20 protein-coding genes are annotated in these 19,538 nt (G+C 45.2%); 4 read left to right on the plus strand and 16 right to left on the minus strand.

What is annotated here, in order from left to right:
* Positions 1-99 precede the first annotated feature (99 nt).
* Entirely contained in the window at positions 100-276 is a 177-nt protein-coding gene (locus B5D48_RS09110; RefSeq protein WP_023935735.1) for a hypothetical protein, read from the plus strand.
* A gap of 212 nt (positions 277-488) precedes the next feature.
* Here the strand turns inward: B5D48_RS09110 and B5D48_RS05740 are convergent, their stop codons facing one another.
* From B5D48_RS05740 to B5D48_RS05765, 6 genes are all read right to left on the minus strand, one after another.
* Entirely contained in the window at positions 489-1,907 is a 1,419-nt protein-coding gene (locus tag B5D48_RS05740) for a DUF3868 domain-containing protein (protein ID WP_023935733.1), read from the minus strand.
* 60 nt (positions 1,908-1,967) lie between these two features.
* Positions 1,968-2,633 carry a DUF3575 domain-containing protein gene (locus tag B5D48_RS05745; protein ID WP_042120076.1) on the minus strand — a complete coding sequence of 222 codons (666 nt, stop codon included), beginning with the start codon at positions 2,631-2,633 and terminating at the stop codon, positions 1,968-1,970.
* A 583-nt stretch (positions 2,634-3,216) separates the two neighbouring features.
* Positions 3,217-4,299 carry a DUF4249 family protein gene (locus B5D48_RS05750; RefSeq protein WP_036890283.1) on the minus strand — a complete coding sequence of 361 codons (1,083 nt, stop codon included), beginning with the start codon at positions 4,297-4,299 and terminating at the stop codon, positions 3,217-3,219.
* 13 nt (positions 4,300-4,312) lie between these two features.
* Entirely contained in the window at positions 4,313-6,748 is a 2,436-nt protein-coding gene (locus tag B5D48_RS05755) for a TonB-dependent receptor (protein ID WP_158441701.1), read from the minus strand.
* Positions 6,749-6,952: 204 nt separating this feature from the next.
* Entirely contained in the window at positions 6,953-7,297 is a 345-nt protein-coding gene (locus tag B5D48_RS05760) for a translation initiation factor (protein ID WP_023935725.1), read from the minus strand.
* Between the two features lie 19 nt (positions 7,298-7,316).
* A complete protein-coding gene (locus B5D48_RS05765) occupies positions 7,317-9,008 on the minus strand; it encodes a nucleoside kinase (protein WP_023935723.1) in 1,692 nt (563 codons plus the stop codon).
* Positions 9,009-9,181: 173 nt separating this feature from the next.
* Here B5D48_RS05765 and B5D48_RS05770 point away from each other — a divergent pair, with 173 nt between their 5' ends.
* On the plus strand, positions 9,182-9,835 hold the full coding sequence (locus tag B5D48_RS05770) for a hypothetical protein (RefSeq protein ID WP_023935719.1): 654 nt from the start codon (positions 9,182-9,184) through the stop codon (positions 9,833-9,835).
* Positions 9,836-9,854: 19 nt separating this feature from the next.
* Here the strand turns inward: B5D48_RS05770 and B5D48_RS05775 are convergent, their stop codons facing one another.
* From B5D48_RS05775 to B5D48_RS05785, 3 genes are all read right to left on the minus strand, one after another.
* Positions 9,855-10,547 carry an IspD/TarI family cytidylyltransferase gene (locus tag B5D48_RS05775; RefSeq protein ID WP_023935717.1) on the minus strand — a complete coding sequence of 231 codons (693 nt, stop codon included), beginning with the start codon at positions 10,545-10,547 and terminating at the stop codon, positions 9,855-9,857.
* A gap of 14 nt (positions 10,548-10,561) precedes the next feature.
* Positions 10,562-10,777, minus strand: a complete 216-nt coding sequence (xseB, locus tag B5D48_RS05780) for an exodeoxyribonuclease VII small subunit (protein ID WP_023935715.1) — start codon at positions 10,775-10,777, stop codon at positions 10,562-10,564.
* A gap of 138 nt (positions 10,778-10,915) precedes the next feature.
* A complete protein-coding gene (locus tag B5D48_RS05785) occupies positions 10,916-11,221 on the minus strand; it encodes a DUF4248 domain-containing protein (protein WP_023935713.1) in 306 nt (101 codons plus the stop codon).
* 313 nt (positions 11,222-11,534) lie between these two features.
* On the opposite strand from B5D48_RS05785, the gene murI reads away from it, so the two are divergent.
* Positions 11,535-12,362 carry a glutamate racemase gene (murI, locus tag B5D48_RS05790; RefSeq protein WP_042120075.1) on the plus strand — a complete coding sequence of 276 codons (828 nt, stop codon included), beginning with the start codon at positions 11,535-11,537 and terminating at the stop codon, positions 12,360-12,362.
* A 19-nt stretch (positions 12,363-12,381) separates the two neighbouring features.
* On the plus strand, positions 12,382-12,819 hold the full coding sequence (locus tag B5D48_RS05795) for an META domain-containing protein (RefSeq protein WP_023935710.1): 438 nt from the start codon (positions 12,382-12,384) through the stop codon (positions 12,817-12,819).
* Between the two features lie 105 nt (positions 12,820-12,924).
* Here B5D48_RS05795 and B5D48_RS05800 read toward each other — a convergent pair whose 3' ends face one another.
* The 7 genes from B5D48_RS05800 to B5D48_RS09115 form a co-directional block, all read right to left on the minus strand.
* The gene (locus tag B5D48_RS05800) at positions 12,925-14,289 is read right to left on the minus strand and encodes a TPM domain-containing protein (protein WP_023940378.1); all 1,365 of its coding nucleotides are present in this window, start codon (positions 14,287-14,289) and stop codon (positions 12,925-12,927) included.
* Positions 14,290-14,315: 26 nt separating this feature from the next.
* Positions 14,316-14,906 carry a LemA family protein gene (locus tag B5D48_RS05805; protein WP_023938364.1) on the minus strand — a complete coding sequence of 197 codons (591 nt, stop codon included), beginning with the start codon at positions 14,904-14,906 and terminating at the stop codon, positions 14,316-14,318.
* A 100-nt stretch (positions 14,907-15,006) separates the two neighbouring features.
* Positions 15,007-15,609 (minus strand): flavin reductase family protein, encoded by a 603-nt coding sequence (locus tag B5D48_RS05810; RefSeq protein ID WP_023938366.1) that lies wholly within the window; start codon positions 15,607-15,609, stop codon positions 15,007-15,009.
* Complete coding sequence (locus B5D48_RS05815; protein ID WP_023938368.1) at positions 15,606-16,061, minus strand: aspartate carbamoyltransferase regulatory subunit; 456 nt, start codon at positions 16,059-16,061, stop codon at positions 15,606-15,608. Before B5D48_RS05815 ends, B5D48_RS05810 begins: the two co-directional genes overlap by 4 nt.
* 18 nt (positions 16,062-16,079) lie before the next feature.
* On the minus strand, positions 16,080-16,994 hold the full coding sequence (pyrB, locus tag B5D48_RS05820) for an aspartate carbamoyltransferase (protein ID WP_023938370.1): 915 nt from the start codon (positions 16,992-16,994) through the stop codon (positions 16,080-16,082).
* A 672-nt stretch (positions 16,995-17,666) separates the two neighbouring features.
* On the minus strand, positions 17,667-18,863 hold the full coding sequence (locus B5D48_RS05825) for a zinc metalloprotease (protein WP_023937291.1): 1,197 nt from the start codon (positions 18,861-18,863) through the stop codon (positions 17,667-17,669).
* Positions 18,864-18,881: 18 nt separating this feature from the next.
* Positions 18,882-19,538: hypothetical protein (locus B5D48_RS09115; protein ID WP_200805329.1), on the minus strand; the 657-nt coding region annotated here is incomplete at its 5' end.

Below are 19,538 nucleotides of genomic sequence, written 5' to 3' on the forward strand. Positions count from 1 at the left end.
GAATACAAAAGTACACACAAAAGCCGGATGAGTCAGTTACACAAACTACTCAATAGGATTGCTTCAGCAGACTTCGCCTGACGTGATAAGAACATGGTAATGGCGAAGCACCTTGTGGAGCCGTATCGCTTAATCTCTCTACTGGACTTGATAAAACATAGCAATGGCGAATATCTTGTGGCTCCGTATCGCCTAATCTCTCTACTAAACTCGGTAGAACACAACAATGGCGAAGCACTGAGAGGTGAGACTAAGGGATACATATTTCATAATTGAATGAAAGTAATAATATTGAGCCAGAGCTACAGAGCTCGGTAGTCTCCAGATAGTGGTAAGCGATTAAGAACAGACTAAAAGAAAGAAGCTCACCAAACAGAGACTTGCAACTTTCACAAAAAAGAAAACCACCTCGCAAATCAGTTATACACTGTTGCGAGGTGGTTCGGTTTATCCGAAATCTATCTATTTTGGAATATCAAGAGAGCGGTTTATCGCCCCATGAGCATATCCAGATTTTTATTGGCGTTTGCATCGCCTTCCTGAGCGGCCTTGTTGAAGCAGTCGGCAGCCTTGTCATACATACCGAGACGAGCATAAGCAACACCAAGTACACCATTTACACCTTTCTGGCCAGCTACTGGCAAAAGCAAGCTAACGGCATCATTAGACATACCCTTGTTAATAGCTTCTACAGCAAGGTTCACACGAGCAGCAGCACTATTGGGATAAACCTCTACAGCTCTTCTCAAAATATTGGTACGCTCCATGCTATTTTCAGGATAAGCCATAGCCAAGCGGTAGATTTCAGGTTCGCTCAAGAGTTGAGGATTTTCCTTGTATACCTCACGAGCTTCTTCTACTGAATAAGGCTTAGCAGTGAATCGGATTTGCACGTCATTTCTGCGGCTCATCGGGAAGATGTTCTTGAGCACCTTAGCATAGTTGGCTTGCTGAGCCAAAGCTTGGTCACGAGCATCTTCATTAGGATAGTCGCCATCAATTACAGCGATTATTTGATTACGGTTCTTAAGATCGCTGTTCTGTACTTCTTCACGCACAGTAGCCCAGTCTTCACCGTTCCCCTTAGTAGAGATATTACCAGGGATTGCATCGCCATATTTTCCTTTCAGATACGTAGCCAAGGACTTAGCTCTGCGCTCGGACAACTTTTGGTTGTATTCTACACGTGCTTCGGGAGAAGCGTTACCCACGATTTCCATGCTCTGGATAGACAGGCTGCGGTCTTTCTTAATCTTAGAGATCAACTCATCGATCTTAGCCAACTCAGCCTTGTTGTTCATGTAATCAGGATTGATCTCTGAACGGTCTACAATGAAGTTAATGTAGGCCTTGGCTACAGCATCTCTGGTGCGCTCACCACCCAGCTCACATACAGGAGAGAGCAGGTAGTTACACTTAGAAGGATCGAAGAGAGGACGCTTTACAAGGTCACGCTCATTCATTCCAACAGGACACTCGGCACAGCCGGTCATCTCTTCGCGTACCACCAAATTAGCATTGACCATCCACGGCTCGTAAGGGATACGGTCGTACATGGTAACAGCCTGACCTTTGCCTTTCTCACGCCTTACTATTTGAGCATCCTTCACTGATTCTCTTGCATTGCGAAGTGCAATCTGGCGCTTCAGAGCTTTTGCTCTCTTGGCTCCACATACAGCCAGTGGTTTAAACGCTTTCTCCTGCATTCCATTGGGAGCTACCAATACCGGAGTTACGAGCAGCATCTGCTGACTTTTGCATTCCAATTGAGAGAGATCTACTTCTGTATGCAGAGACACCACTCCTTCTTCGTTGGAGACAGTAATGTTGTTATATGTGATATTCTGAGCTACTGCACCGGCACTGAAAGCCAAGAATGCAACCAGCATCATTTTCAGTTGTTTCATATCCTTTGTTGTTTGTAGTTAATCTTTCATTCCTTCCCGAAAATACGGGACTGGTGTCATTTAACGGAAGAGGTACACAATAGATAGTGTAGCACGTGTCAGACCAAAATAGTCAGCCTCCTGATTGCGGTAGAGCTTTGCGCCACAATCCTTACATTCACTCTTGTCATAGAAGAGGTGCACATAACCACCACCGATACTGGCCTCAAAGTTCCAGTGATTACTCAAAATCCACTGATAACCAACGCTCAGACCTGCTCCAACATACCAGCCTTGATAGCGATACTTGTCTGCATCCTTAAAAGGATCTGGATCCTTGCCAGGAACAAATTGTCCGTGCTCGTTCTTCTCAGGGTTCTTGTCCCAGATGTAGTTGGATGTCAGATAACCCAAGGGCCATTGGATACCACCGAAGTTCATCTGACCACCGAGACCGTGCAGACCCACAAAAGTGCCATTGAAGCGTTCACAGAACCAGTATCTAAACTCCGGCTGAATCAGCCAGTGCCTCCACTGCATGTCATTATCAAGTACCTTTTTCATTTTGAACGGGTTGAATCCTCCCGTCAAGTCGAATGTTACCTTCGGGCTTAGGCCCACCTCAAGAGACAAGTTTGGCGTAGCAGTCAGGTCATACGCAAGGTTGTTCTTGATAGCGACCTTCTGTGCTGAGACCCCAACAACGGAGGCCATAAGTAGCAGGAAAAATACAGTTTTTTTAATCATATCCTTTTCACTTTATTGTGCTGCATCAAAACTAAATAGTTTCGAATAGGCCTTTAAAACAATACTCTCTCAATCTTTCTTTCTCAAAAAAACTTTATCTAGTCTCGTACTTTGTTCCTTTAACACACACAGGCATCACCTAATATCTCATCGATCCCGATTGGCAATATCCATGCCTACTCGGATACAGGCAGCAAGGCCCAACAACACGAGTAACTCATTTCTTTGAGCTCCCCTTTGCGATACAAATATCGTAAACGAGGAGCATATACACAAATTTTTTATCCTAAATATATCAATCCAATATTAATCTGTCTTCTATTTTCATTCATCAAAATCAGGGCGAAAGAGAGACTATTGATAGGAATGCAGTGAGGAGAAAGCTAAAACCATCTCTTGAGGAGATACCTTTTGCTAATACAAAAGTTAGCATTTGCTCTCTCAAGAGATTTTCGATCCTTCCAGGAGCTCCTATTTAATTGAGGAGAGGGCATAAGAAGGCCGCTTTTCAGGGCTTTCCTTTTTTTAGGATATATCAACGGTCCCTTCAAGACGGCACATAGGAATTATTGCACAGGCTCTACTATAATTCTACTGTCATTGCTGTACGTGCCAAAACCAAACCGCTTCCTCCTTCCACATTGGAGAGGGAAGGTGTTTTCTCGACGAGGAAAGAATCATCAGGATCAAAAAGAGAAGAATCGCCCTTGTCAACCCAATCTTCAAGCCCGTAATGCATTGAAGCATAGCGAAAATACATTTCGTCTATCGTATACAGGGTAAACCGATGTCTCATACCCTCCGGAAGAATAGGTGTGAGAAAACATAAATTGCGAGAACCCGATGGCAAATCGTAGTTGGAAAAATAAGGGATAACCAAGGGGTATGCCTCCACAGAACGATATCGTCCATAAGCTCCACGGAAAAAGTCTACACAACGCTTCCCGAAAACAGGATCCACACCCGGCCAAATGGGTGAATAAAACTCTACGGACAGATCTTCCGGCCAGAACATTCTGGCTGCGATACCATAGTATTGGAGAGCAGCAGGCTTGGGATCTTCGTACCGGAGACAATAACTCAAATAACGGTAATCACCTTTCTCGTCCGGATCTTTTTGGAAGTGCTTGAAATAATTGTTTTTGTCTCTTATCTCCAATACTGACACTGGTTCCAGATTAGCTTTCAGGGGCACCGTTTGATTTACTCTGGCATCAGGATAACCAGGTACTGACACCTCTATTTTAACTTGATCTCCAGGATTAAGGATATCCGGTCCTCGGTAAAAAAGAGGTTTGTGCTGAATGAGAGAAGGTGACGACAGCATATACGTATCTTGTTTTTTCAACTCGTTGCTTGAATCCAATTTTCTCTTTTCAACCAATCGGCCATTTATATGTAAAGTCACTTCAGCTTCAGAAACACGGAAAGGGAACTCTCCTTCTGCCATGGAAGAACCCGGGTCATCCTTACGCATGGTGTGCATAACAAGTAGTTCCGGGTATTTGCCAGCCTCCAATATTCCATTTACAATGACTCTATGGGGATGGTCCTCACTTAAATCGATGTCAATATCCTTGATAATACAACTGCTCATGCTCCATACGAGGAGTAATAAAAACAATTTTTCCGCAAACAATAGCTTGGATATACTTGTACGTTTCATCGTATTCATAGGATTAGAACTTAAAGGTATAAGAGACAGATAGGTTGAAAATAAAGGGACTGATAGAAACAGCTTTTACCTTGCCATCATCTCCTTTCTTAACCTTGAGTATTAGAAAAGAATTGTGGTGTTGATAAGCATTGTAGACACTTATATTCCAAATACCCATGCGTCCCGAAGCTTTGGGGCGATAGATGTTCAGGCCCAAATCAAGACGATGATAGTCCGGCATTTTGAAGTTGTTTCGCTCACGAATATACTGCTGAACATTTCCATTGATATCTATGTACTCCTGAACTGGAATCGTTACCCGGTTGCCAGAAGAAAAGACCCAAACGGCCGACAGATCGACCTTGGGACTAAGCTTATAGATCAAGCAGGCATTAAACCGATGCCTGTTGTCGAACTTATCGAAATACCTATTGCCAAGGTTCACCTCTTTTCCAGGGAAGATACGATCCGCCCAAGAAAGGGTATAAGAGAGCCAGCCGGAGAGACGACCGGTATTCTTACGCAACAACAATTCAGCTCCATAGGCTCGTCCATTGCCCAGAGCCACCCGATCTCGCCAGTCACCTTGCCCGAGGAAAACTCCATCCCCGTCACGGTAAGCCAGAAAGTTGGACATATACTTGTAATACCCCTCAAGAGAGGCCTCGTAGCTATTCTTCTGCCAATACAACCCTAAGGATCCCTGATACGATCTCATCGGAGGAATTCTGTCTGTAGAAGGAACCCATAGGTCTGTTGGCATAGACAAAAATCCTCCCTGAAGCAAGCGAGCGTATTGGCTCATCTCGGCATAAGAAGCCTTGATGCTCCAATTGTCAGACATTTGCTGTCTCAACGAAAGTCTCGGTTCCGGGCTGAAATAGAGTTTGTCTTTCACTGATAGTAAAGACAAACGACCTCCTATGTTGGCAGATAAAGAATGCGTAAGGATAATCTCATCTTCGGCATAAAAAGAGTACTCTCGTGCATCGATCCGCTCTCCTCGCTTCAATCCCAACAAGGGAGCATTTTCCATATCCTGAAAGCCAAGAGTCTGTATTTTCTCAACATTAGGATAGAAAAAATGCTGGCTAATTCCCCCTCCAAACCGGATATATTGCCGAGACCAGCGACGAAATTCAAAATCCGAAGTCAAACGAAGATCTTTGATACCGCTATCCAAGCTGTAGTCCAATGAGCTACTTGTCTGATTGTCTCCATCCTTGGACTTGGTTTTCATATTCATGCTTAAATCCGATCGGTAATGACTATAGGAAGCCGTGGTATGAGCAAAAAGATCGGGAGAGAGAACCCAATTCCAACCCAAAGCGGCCAACTGATTTCCCCACTTAAAAAGAGATGAGAATCTCTCCTCCCTCGTGTAGGCAGACTGAGCCTTGTTGCCATTAGGCTTATGGTAGGATTCAGAATTAATATCCTCGGTAGTAAAAACATCATCACCTCTATAAATCGTAAGGAAAAGCCGATGGCTATTATTGATCTTATGATTGATTTTAACATTGAAATCATAGAAATAATACAGGTTAGATACCTCTGTATTCGTCACCAGCAAGTCTCCCGATTTCCCCGTTTCTTGCTTACGCTCCAGAGGAAACAAGCGTTGAATCAAATCTGCGTAAGTGCGTCGAACTGCGACACTGAAGGAAGTTCGGTTTCTGATGATAGGGCCTTCAAAATTGGCTCGTGAAGAAATAAGGCCAATAGACATCAAACCATGATATTCTTTCATATGCCCATCCTTGGTATGCACATCTAATACAGAACTGAGTCGTCCCCCAAATCGAGCTGGAAAACTTCCCTTGTAAATACTCGCTGTCTTGACAGCATCGGGATTAAATGTAGAGAATAAGCCTCCAAGGTGATTGACGCTGTATAATGGATTACCATCTATGAGATACAAATTCTCATCCTCGTTTCCTCCGCGCACTACAAGACCGGAGAATCCTTCATACCCCCGGGCGATCCCAGGTAAGAGTTGAGCATATTTGATCAGGTCAGTCTCCCCCACAAAACTGGGAGTGCGAGATAGATCTTCCATGGAGAGCCGTGTGCGCCCAGTTTCCAACCCGGCAAATTCAGTCCTCTTATCCCCTGTCACAACCACTTCTTGCAATTCTTTACCGGGGAAAAGACGAATATCCAACTGTAGGTTGGCATTCAAAGATATAGTTGTATCGACAGGAGCATACCCTACATAAGAGAAAGAAATACGTACCTCACCCGGAGTCAGACCCAAACTATAAAAGCCGGCATTATTACTCACAGTACCGGTAGCTGACGCCTGATGAAAAATCGTCGCCCCGATGAGAGTCTCTCCAGTCTGAGCATCAGATATATAACCGCTTAAGCTCACCTTACCTCTCTGCTGTGCCAAACTGCCAAATGGAGCAAAGAGCAGGAGGAATAATAATAGGCAAAAAAGAAAAGTACGACTCATTGGTTTCATAAAATTCACAGATGGACACATTGCAGATACATCTAGGGTTGTATAAAAACAAAAAGGCCTCGCAAAGGTAAATACGATTCAATAAAGAATGAAATAAGACGAGTATATAAAAAAGCTGTGCCAGATTTTGCATTCTGACACAGCTTCGCGTAATACGACTTACTTTTACTCGAAAAAAAAGAGAGAATAGAGCCCTCAAATTACTTTAACCAACTTATACCCAAGACGAGATAGGAGATCTGCAACTTTCTGTCGTTGGTCTCCCTGTACCAAAATTTGCCCATCCTTAGCCGAGCCGCCCACACCACAAGACTGCCTGAGCTTGCGCCCCAATTCCTGCAAATCATCGTCTGTGCCCACAAAACCACTCACGAGGGTAACTTCTTTCCCCTTGCGCTGCTTTTTATCCAATGAAACCCGTAGTTTCTGCTCATCGGCCGGAAGAGTATCAAGAATTTCTTCCTCCTCGTAGCAATAGCCATAATTATCAGCTGTGCTATACACGACACCAAGCCGATCTCTCCTATTCTTTTTGCTCATGGGGCTGAAGATACGAGGGTTAGTAATCGAATATACTTCCGCCGACAAACTCCCTCAAGAGAGAGTCATCCGGCAATATTTGCATAGGTAGATAGTGGAAATAGGATAAGAAACGAAGAAGCCTGGTAGCCTCGACAAACTCCGGCACATTGCGTGGTACCTGACGAAGGATTTGCTCTGCCAAGGGCTTGAGTACAGCTAATTCGTAGACCATGGCACTATTAAACATCACATGCGCATTCTCCTGATATGGGAAAACCCACTTCTCCTCCCCCGCCCTCACCGAAGGCCAGCGACGTATTGTGTCAATGGCCGAATAGGCCCGGTACTTATAATCCCTCACGATACGTCGTAAAAGACGATTGTCTGTACTAGGGATCCTGTTGTGCGCATCGAGTGCGATATTCGTAAGGGCACTCACGTAAATCTTGTAAGTGGCAGAAGAAGGTATCGAGGGGAGCAACTCCGGATTGAGGGCATGAATTCCTTCCATTACCAACAGATCTCCGTCTTTGATCTGTATGGTATTGCCACGATAGACTCGCTTGCCAGTAGTAAAGTCAAAAGAAGGCAAAGAGACTTCCTCTCCCGAAAGGATTTGAGAGATATGCTGGCCTAAAAGTTCCAAATCTAAGGCATGAATATCCTCAAAATCATACTCTCCTCTTTCATCTCTCGGAGTTTTATCGCGATCAACAAAATAGTCGTCCAGAGAAAGGCCGTGAGGGCGAATGTAGTTTGTAATCAGCTGGATTTGCAGTCTTTTGCAAAAAGTGGTTTTACCCGAAGAGGAAGGACCGGAAATAAGTATCACACGCACACCAGACTGGTAACGCTTGGCTATATCGGCAGCTATACCCGCAATCTCTTTTTCCTGCATTGCTTCGGAAACTTGCACCAACGTGGCCGTCCGCCCTCTATCTATAACTCCATTAAGACTTCCCACATACTTACAATGAGTCATATCCAGCAGCTTGTCATGCTTATGGATAACATCTTTCATCATTGGCTGAGGCACTGGTTGCTGCAACATACTAGTGTCATCCCGACGTGGAACCTGCAGCAGCAAACCATCATCCATCCATGGGATAAGATCAAAGAGATGTATGTAGCCTGTACTTGGAGCCAAACAGCCGTAGAAATAGTTGGGATAACCGTCCAATTCGTGATAGGAAGTATAAGGATCACCAGTAGATTCTATCAATTCGGCCTTGTCTATCAATCCCCTCTCTCTAAATATCGCTGCAACACGCTCGGTACGCTCTGTCTTAAGGCGAAATGGCAAATCTCGCTCTATAAGACTCCACATTTTTGTTTTCAGGCGCTCGATAGCCTCTTCGGTGATCTTCTGCTCTGTGTCAATGCGACAATAGTAACCTTTGGAGAGTGCATGCTCAATATAGAGCTTGGCCGAGGGCATAAGATCATTCAATGCCTTAGCCATAACAAATGAGAGCGTACGCTCGTAAGTGCGCATACCACTTTCCTTGGATATGCCCACAAACTCAATGTCCACAGAATGGTAGCAACGCCACGTGAGCTCCTGTGTACGGTGATTGACCTGTACATTGATCGGCTTAAATCCTAATTGTTCCTCAAACTCATCTGCGATATTTTTCAGAGGTAACCCCAATGGGATCTTCTTGTACAAATCAAGGTTGGCTATATATACCTCCACCTGCTCGATAGGAGGATTTATGAGTGCTTCCATTATATCGTTTTCAATTTTACCGCCTTAAAGGTACAAAAAGCTCCTCACCCCTCTTTTCCCTCCTGCTTCTTCGTAAGAAAACAAGGAACCGACCCCAATAGAGCTACATGAGAGTTACAAAAAACTCCTCTTATGAGAAGGAGAGAATGAGGGCGAATGACTAAATTTGCCACATGAAGAATTATATACGCTTGACTGACAAATCTTTTCTCTGGATTTTACTGCTGGGAGCCTTGTTCCTTTTCCCAACACAAGCCGAGTGCCAACAAAAGACAAAACGGAGAAAAAAAACCGAGCAACGAACCCAAACACAAACTGTTGTCCCATCACATTCACTGATGCTTTACGAAAGTCAAGTTTTGCAATTGCTCGACCAAATCGTAGAAAAGCAACTACCAAGTAATCTGAAAAAAGATAGTATAAGAGCTGAGATTAGCCAGTCTATACGTGTGCTTTTCAACGAAATGATTTACAGACGAAGCAATGACCTCCCCTATGAAGAAAAAGAGCAAGAAATACCTTATGGAAGTTTCCTAAAACCAGTGGCTCGCCAATGGGTGGAAGATATTACCTATACTTCCGATAAAGACATCGAACCATCGGAAGATTCTCGCCAAATGATTGCTGTGATAGGCTTGGCATACCGGCAAGCTCGCTGCAACTTTATTCTCATCAAATCCAATGGTAAGCAAACGGACAGTTTTCTCAACCAGAGAGCCAACCGACTACGAACCTTGCTATTGGCAGAGGGGATCCTTTCTCGGCATATCGGTTTCGTTTGGGAAGCTCCCAATCAGCAAGGGATCCGACTGGTAATGATACACTGAAAAGTGTATTGTTTTTCTTTCACCGATCTTTCACCCACGGCCTGAAAAGTAAATCCCCAGGCCGGGTAATTTTGATATTCTGCCAATTGCCCTCGACGACGACTACACTTCCAACTCCATACAGAGCCTCGTAGACCGATGCATCATCGGTAAAATCGCTGCGATATGGGCAGCAATAAGCCTTTTTGATCCGATCTGCCCAAAAGCATTGAGGGGTCTGCACACTCACATAACAGGATCGATCCACAGCCCGACTTTTTCCGTCCGGTTCGAGTAAGCGCAAACTTTCAACTACAGGCTGTACTGGTATGGCAGCATTGGCCGACTGTGCTGCCAACAAACAGTTTTCTATCGTAACAGGAGCAACATAAGGCCTCACTCCATCGTGAATTGCAACCAGAGCTTCGTCTGGAATTGTTTGCAAAGCATTTTTGATCGATTGGAAGCGAGTCTCGCCTCCAATCACAATACGGTGAGTAGGCACAGCACCCGACTCCTCAGAAACAATCGACTCCCAAAGAGCCAAAGCTTCCTTGTTCAGTGTAACAACGATCTCATCTGCGTAAGGAGCGAAACAATCTATCGTACGGCTCAATATACTCCGTCCATCAACAGAGAGAAACTGCTTGGGCAAGTCTCCTCCCATACGCAATCCCTTACCTGCTGCTGTAATGACGGCATAGACCGGCATAGTGGTCTTCCACTTCCCCATTATATAACCCTCTCCTACTCCAATTTAGAAATCAGTTCTTCCAATTTCTTATCCGCGGAAGTCAGTTTATTGCGACAATATTTGACGATATCTACAGCTTCTGCCACCAAAGCAGTCAGTTCGTCTACATCAGGGCTTTGATGCTCTATTCGCTGTACGATCTCTTCAAGTCGCCCCATTGCGGCTGTGTAGGATTTGTATTTGTCCTGTTCAGATTTGGCTGTACCCATATTTCACTGCTTTTACTTTCGCAAAGGTAGCTGAAATAGCTCCTTCGATAGCAGGTTCGTAAATAAGTCCAATACTCCTATTGTTTTCCTCTCGACTGCATCAAAACGGCTATTGAAGACTACTCGAAAAGGAATTATTCAACGACCATACAAGTTCTTCATACATCTATAAAATTCCGCCGGCACACCCATATAACGAACAATGCAACTGACCATACGTGGCGACAAATGATGCTTGCCTTTGTAAAGGCCACATGCCTCTAATTCGGCAAGCAAAGCCGGATCTCCATGAATAAATCGAGACAAATTGCGACTGGCCTGGCAGGGTGATGAATCAGGGTAATAGATAGAGGCCAATTCCTTGAATGTGTACACACGAAAATCGAAGTCATATGCGCCACTACCATTCGGGAAATCTGAGGAAATAGAAAAATTAGTGTTCATAACGGAGAATATAAAAACTGCTTATATATACTTGCTGAGAGGATACGGTCATCAGTTAGAATAAAAAGACTGACCGAACTAAATACTACACAAATCTCTTACGCTCTGCAAAGGAAACAAATAAACAAGTGGGGAACAAGCTGGCAAACCACTCTTAGAGATAACGAAGCAATGCGAAACATTGGGGAACCTTTTCCGGCATTGCTCCTCCATATCTAGATGAACGAGACCCTCGAAGGAGCAAATTATGTTGTATCTTTGGGGGAAAATACCAAAACAACAAACAACGAATTCTCAGTATATACTTCAATCTATGAATAAGACTCCTATCGGCATATTCGATTCCGGCTACGGTGGCCTGACGATCCTCAACGAAATACGCAAGTTGCTGCCGGAATATGACTACGTTTATTTGGGCGATAATGCACGTTCCCCATATGGGAGTCGCTCCTGTGAGGTGGTGTACAAATTCACCAAACAAGCAGTGGATACGCTCTTCGATCTCGGTTGTCCCCTAGTAATTCTGGCTTGCAACACAGCCTCTGCCAAAGCTCTTCGAACTATACAGCAGCTGGATTTGCCACAATCTGGAGATTCCAGTCGCAGAGTACTTGGGGTAATTCGCCCCACTGTAGAGGTTATCGAAAAACTATCCGTGGGCGGACACGTAGGCGTATTGGCTACACAAGGGACTGTATCCTCTCATTCCTACCAAATAGAAATCAACAAACTATTCCCCGATGTAAAAGTGACCGAAGAAGCCTGCCCCCTGTGGGTTCCTCTGGTGGAGACAGGAGAAAGCGAAAGCCCTGGAGCCGACTACTTTGTACGCAAACATCTGGAACAGCTCATTGCCAAGGACGATTCTATAGACACCATCATACTTGGCTGTACTCACTATCCCCTCCTAATCCCAAAGATGAAGCGACTGCTTACCCCCACGATAAAGCTAGTACCTCAAGGAGAGATCGTAGCCAAGTCTCTGACCGACTATCTGGAGCGACACCCGGAGATGGATAAGCGATTGAGCCGAAACGGCAGTATTCGTTATCTAACAACGGAGAGCTGCGACAAATTCAAAGACTTAGCCTCCGTTTTTCTCTCGGACGACATCAAGGCCGAACACATCAACATCGACTAACCATAATAACGACAATCTTATGAACATGAAAAAAATCGTATCACTGTCTCTGCTTCTGCTGACAACAATCTTACTGACTACCCAATGTGGATGCCGTAAATCTTGTGACCAAAAGATTGATGGGAATTGGCAGGTAGTCAATATGAATGGTGAAGCTATAGAGCCTGTTCACGACCAGCTTACCCTGAATATCGAAGCCAAGAAAAAAATAGCCGGAGGGATCGGTATTTGCAATCGTTTCTCTTGCAACCTAGACACAAAAGAAATAAAGGAAGGAAAAATCAAGTTCGGGGAAATCGTTTCCACCAAAGTGGGATGTGACAAAATATCCTACGAATTTGCACTCTTTTCTTGCCTTGAAATGGCCACGAATTACAGTTTATCTGGAGATGTACTAGTACTCACCGGCGATGGGCCAGAAGGCAAATCCAGCATTACCTTCATTCGAAAGAAGTAGGTGAGAAGAGCCGAAAAAGAAATACCCCTGAGAGTTTTCTTCTAAACTCTCAGGGGTATTTTTTTAGGTATAGTACGTCTTTGCTGCTGTATTCAACAGAAACGATCACCATTTATCAGAAAATCCACCGCCACCGGAAGAACCGCCACCCCAGCCTCCTCGACCAGACGAGCCAGAGCCTCCACCTCGTCCTCCTCTGCCTCCCAACATCAAGGCCTGTAATATGGCAATAAGGATGTAAACAAAACCGCCCCAAAAGCCTCCTGCAAAAGACTTGACTTCTGTCCGGCCCTGAGAGGAAACAGTCCGCTCATATTCATAGAAGCAATGCTCGCAACGCATCTTTCGCACAGAAGCAGACATTCGAGCTTTACTATCATCTTGTACTCGAGATCTCACCGGCAAAGCTGTGTAATAATGACAACTGGGGCAACGCTCGACCTCCCTGCTTATTGGGATACTTTCCACTGCACTATATCCGCAGGTATTGCAGTGAAAAGTTCTGTGACCGGCTGTTCCAAGAGCTTTCTCCCGAATCTGCCCTTCATCCAATACCACAGCCGAGCTATCCGAGCTTCCTTGCGCCCCACAATGGGGGCAGGAAATAGCCAAAGACATCAATTCTTTTTCCTTCTTCTTGTACCAATACAAGTAAAAAGGCCAAGCCGGCAAGAAAAACAGGAAAACATCTGGAGATACGGCTGAGGCTCGAAACAAGGTCAAAGAATTTCTCCGGCCAATCTGTGCCATCGAGAATTGCTTGACAATAGAGATTGAACGTATATAAAGCAAGAGAGATAGCAAGAGATATACCGCAAGGGCAATGGATCCATTCAAATAAGCTGCGCCTTCTACTGAGTTTGAGGAAAGAGTTTGCTTCCTGTCTTGCCCTTTCTGGTAACCGACTCTCGATAGCTCGGCATCTATGGCATTCAAACCGGCCAAAAGCCCCTCAGTCACACGCCCTTCTCTGAAACGTGGGAAAATCTCAGACCTGGCAATACGCATCGCCAGAGCATCGGGGATATAAGGCTCGGCTCCATATCCGGTCTCTATGCGAAAATCTCGTGTGCCATTCTCCCCCTTCATCTCCGATACAATCAATAAACCAAAATCATCTTCTCTACTGCCAAGCTTCCAAAGTTGATAAAGCTCATTGGAGAACGTATTGATTGTATAATTCTCATGATCTATCGCATCAAGTAATACGACAGCCACTTCCAGACCATAGGTCTCTCGAAGGGCGACACAAGCTCTATCCAGCTGTGCAAACTCTCCTGCAGAAAGCGTACCGGACATATCGACCACATGGCGATTTCTCTCCGATAGCTGTACATTCGGCACCTGCGAGGGCTGTATGCCGGCCGAAAGAGAGAATAGACTTACCCAAACAAAAAGACAAGTCAATAAGAGGAAACGCAACCGAGAGAAGGTATGACAACAGAGGTCACCCGAAGGGGCAAACAACATAGAAGTAAAAGAAAAGAGAAGCAAGGTTACAAATCTAAGTCCGGGGCTACATCAGTGCCGGTCTTTGCCTCAAAGTACGGACGCTTTTCAAACCCGAACATAGAAGCGATGATTGTAGTGGGGAAACGACGTATTGCCGTGTTATAGGTTTGTGCTGTTTCGTTGAAACGCTTGCGCTCGACTGTGATCCGGTTCTCTGTGCCTTCCAGTTGAATCATCAATGTATTGTACTGTGCATCGGCTTTCAATGTGGGGTAATTCTCTCGTATCACCATCAATCGCCCCAGAGCCTGAGAGAGACCATCCTGCGCAGCCTGAAACTGCATCAAGGCTTCCGGTGTGAGATTGGAGGCATCGACTGTCATTGCTGTGGCGGAAGCTCTCGCCTCTGTCACCTGACGGAGTGTTTCCTGCTCATGAGTAGCATAAGACTTAACAACCTTGGCCAAATTGACGATCAAGTCGGCACGTCGCTGATATACATTTTGCACTTGAGACCAATCCCTCTCTACCTTTTCTTGCAAATCGACCATCCTGTTATAGCTCATATAGGTAGATATTCCAAGCAATAGCAGGAACAGAACAAGCACTAAAACAACTATACGATTTCTATTCATCTTCCAAGTAAACTCTTAATTAATCTCAATACAATACAATATACACCTGATAAAGGTTCATTCTTCCCTGCAAATCCTTGCTCTCAGCAAGGCGGAGGCATCATCCTTTGCGCCCGTATCTGCGCTGTGGAGCTCCGGGAGTTTTTTTCACAGACCAGCCGAAGTAACCGATAAAATCCCCCAAAGCAAAATATTCGCCATGGGCATAAACCAGCAAATCTGCAGCCTGCATATCGAAAGCTCCGCTCTCGGGGTCTAAGTAACGGGGATCGACTCTCACATTCACCACATCGGCCAAAAACATATCATGGCTGCCCAGCTCCAGTACCTGCCGGATCTTACATTCCAGACTCAACGGGCTCTCAGCCACAAGAGGGGCTGAAATCAGCTTACCCTTTTCCGGCTGAAGACCGGTCTCAGCAAACTTGTCATAGTCTTTTCCGGAACGCACTCCACACCAATCCGTAGCCTTGGCCATAGCTCGATTGGTAAGATTTAATCCAAACTCTCCCGTTGCTGAAAGGATCGCATGAGAATGACGCTCCTTGCGAACACTGATATAGCACATGGGAGGAGTGCTGCATATCGTACCAGTCCAAGAGACCGTGATCAAATTGTAATTCTCCGGGCTGTCTCCGCAGCTAACCAAGGCAGCCGGGAGAGGATAGAGCAATGTACCCGGCTTCCAATCCTGTCTACTCATAATAATTCTATCTGTGACGGATGAATCTTACGACCACAATACTTACACTGCAAAATCTCAGTATCGGAGTCGACAACAAGGAAGTGCGTGCGCATAGGTTCGTGGTTGGTAATACACTTGCTATTGGGGCAACGTACCAGACCTACTATATTCTCCGGCAATGGGATCGGACGTTTCTCCACCACCTCAAATTCCCGTATCACATTCAGATGTACATTCGGGGCCAAGATAGCGATACGACTAAGCTCCTCTTCGCTAAAAAACCGGTCAGAAATCTTGATCACTCCTTTCGAGCCCAGTGTAGCACTCGGCAAATTATTGCCCAACGTGACCGGTGTAGCAATCTCGTGCAGCCTGAGCATGGCAGCCACCGAAAAGAGCTTTTCGGTAGGGATATGATCGATCACAGTACCATTCTGAATGGCTGCGACCAAAAATTTTTCTTTTTTCATTGCTATGTCGGGTAGCTATTAGTTGTTTACTTCGATGCCCAGCACTTCGCATATAATACTCTGCCGCACGAAAAGCCCATTCCGAGCCTGCTGTACATAGTAGGCATGAGGGGTATCATCGACATCGGTCGCTATCTCATTGACCCTCGGCAGGGGATGCAACACTCGCATATGAGGTTTGGCCAAATGGAGCATATCGGCCGTAAGGGTATAGACATCTTTTACCCTCTCGTACTCTTCCATGTCTACAAAACGTTCACGCTGCACACGTGTCATATAGAGAATATCGGCCTTGGCTATCAATTCGGGGGTAAACTGGTCTGTCTCTTCGAAAGGGAGATCGTGCTGCCGGCAATACTCGCGATACTCCTCCGGCAAAGCCAATTCTTCCGGAGCCACGAAGATGAAATGCGGTCTGTATGAAGACAAGCCGGAAATCAGGGAATGGATCGTGCGGCCATACTTTAGATCTCCCACCATCACCACAGTGTGGTCGTAAAGCGTGCCCTGTGTTTGGCGAATCGTATAGAGATCCAACAAGGTCTGTGAGGGGTGTTGATTAGCCCCATCACCGGCATTGACGATCGGAGCCCGGTTCAGCTCACTGGCATAGAAAGCTGCTCCTTCCAGAAAGTGCCGCATAATAATCAAATCGGCATAGTTAGACACCATAGAAATAGTATCCTTGAGACTCTCTCCCTTGGATGTACTGGACGAACTGGCATCCGAGAAACCGATGACCCGGCCTCCCAAGCGATTGACAGCCGTCTCAAAACTAAGTCGGGTACGAGTGGAGGGTTCAAAAAAAAGTGTGGCTACTACCTTTCCCTCAAGTAGCGACCGATTGGGATTCGCTTCAAACAAACGTGCTCGATCCAGGATCCGCTCTATATCGGCAGCACTCAACCGATCTATCGTTACTAAGTGATGCATAAATGATCAGGTCTCTATATGCCGAAGCCGATTGCTCGACTCGGCTGTTAATATCCACAAAGATAATCTAAGATAGGCAAGCATGAGTTCTCTCCACCAAGACTAACGAACAGATCCTCCAAAAGGGTCAAAAACAGCCTCTCCGAAATGCCCTATTCATCGGCATTCTGAGGGGGTCAAATTTCTCTCCTCAGAGAAATTTTGCTAACACAGGAGAAAACAAAAATTCTCTCAGGAGAGAATTTTCGCTCCCTCCCCAGATATTTTTCAATAGGTATCCACTGCCCTATTTTCCCCCTAAAAAACCCGTCTTTGAGGGGTACAAATAGGCCTCTCAATTAAACTATAATTTACAACTCGCTCCTCTCCTACTCTCTGTCCGGATTTGAGACTGAGAGTTCAGAAAATGTACTTGTCATGATTAAGCCCGAATGTAGAAAAATAACGCAGCGAGTGCGGTGTAAAGCAAGAGTCTCAACGACTAAAAAAACAGGGCTGTGGCAAAATCAGCTTTGCCACAGCCCTGTTTGGGTGCGTCAGAATACGCAAGATGCAAGGTACTAAGACTGGGGCTAAAGGAGGCATACCGTGAAAGTACGTAACCGAAGCCGGATGTCGCAAGTAACACAGCAGTTTGCGTATTCTAATGCACCGCCATACAGACTGATTTAATCATTTCGAGGATATAGGTGATGGTTGTATTTCAAACCACCCTCCTTCCCCGATATCAATCGCTCCATTTATCTCCACTTCCCTTGCATTCAAAATCAAATTTTCTCCCTTTCCCACGGAAATCGAAGCTCCGCGAGGAATGGTAATTTTCTTTGATACAACAGTATTACTGGGGCCATCCGTACTGCCAAACTCCTTATGCTCTGTCTTGAAGGAAGTTGTCAAATAACTTTTTGTTATCGTCTGCAATCCATAGTGAATTCGATTAATCTGTTCCGGTGTGAGAACAAAAAAACCATTGTAATCCATCATATTGTTTGTGGCACAGCTACCAAAAGGAGGAGCCCACTTATCCAACCCGATAGTATCACAGGATTGCACAACTTCTCGCCAAGTTGGGGTATCCTCACAATAATCCTCTATCTCTATCACATTCCCATATTGGTCAAATTTCGGAGGCTTTTGTCCTCCGGAATAAAGAACTGTATGATGTAATCCCAAATTATGCCCAACCTCATGCATAAGGGCCCAAGCATAGACTGCATAACCATACACCTTCTCTCCCATTTGCTCAAACGGGAGATCGGAAGCATATCGCTCATATGCACCATAAATATGTGCACGACGATAAGGCCCCTCCATATTAGCAACCCCAGTACGATTATTCTTCCCTTTTCTGGGAACAAAATATACATTAACGACCTCCCCTGAACAAACATCATATTTGCCAAAAAAACCTCCGTCAGGGTTATCTTCTTCATGAAAATAAACTCCTGACAAAACTAAACGGTAGCGTGGAGGTAATACCGGGGTCTGATTCCCCAAAGGGAGATTCATAGTAGCATTATCTCCGGTATTTGCCAGAGCAAGAATTCTTCTGCTGTATTCATATCCATCTATCTCGCCGGGAGGAGCAACTGCTCTAAAATTTTTTGGAGTGGGGGATGATATAGAGTTTACAAAATGAAATACCACTCGGATCTCTCTATTCCCAACAAAACTCATATCTGCCTGTCCTGCCAATGCATCAGGAAAAGTACCCGATCTCAACAATGCAGAAGAGTGTAGAATATCAGAATTAGATCCCTCTATTTCACAAGAGAAATGCTCCTCAGGTTGCTGGGAATGTGCCGGGTCAATCACCCAAAAACAACACAAGCAACCCAGTAGGAGAATAATAAATCTGTATCTATTCATAATTTTCGCTTCATTGCCCTATTCAACCAATATTTTTGCATAGCGATGGGGGTTATCCATTGACTTCAAGACATATATGCCAGTCGGAAGGCCCAAGGTAGAAACCTGACCATAACCCATACGGACCAATCGCCCATCCATGCCGTACAAATACAATTGTCCCGAAACTTCGCTGACTGCGACTCCAGACAGGCGATCATAGCGGTACCATCCCTCTGGGTTCTGAACAACCGGCAAAGCCAACGGACGATGATATACACCATCTATACCGATATCATGAAAAGGATTTCTCTTCCACCAATCAGTTTCGTAGACTGTACCGTCCGGAGCTACATAGCCTCGATACCCATCAATATTTGCATCCTTCAGTGGGACATCACACCATCCTATGCCAGTAAAAGTCCCGCCAATGGGATAGAGCTCATCTTCAAGTCTAAAAGGGTGATCTGCATAACAGTATACGAGAAGGGGACGGCTCTCTCCTGAAAGGAAAAGGCAATAGCAATGAACAATACTTCCATCCCTTTGTTTTGCAACAAAGGTTAACTCCAACTCAGCCTCTCGGGGAGTCCCATTGTCGTCTATCGTAACTGACCAACGCTCTCCTACCTTTTTGTTGGGAGAATGAAACAGGTTACGGACTGCCTTCTCTCCCTCATCTTGGCCCCAAATATC

The sequence above is a fragment of the Porphyromonas crevioricanis genome, from assembly GCF_900167225.1.
GTDB lineage: Bacteria > Bacteroidota > Bacteroidia > Bacteroidales > Porphyromonadaceae > Porphyromonas > Porphyromonas crevioricanis.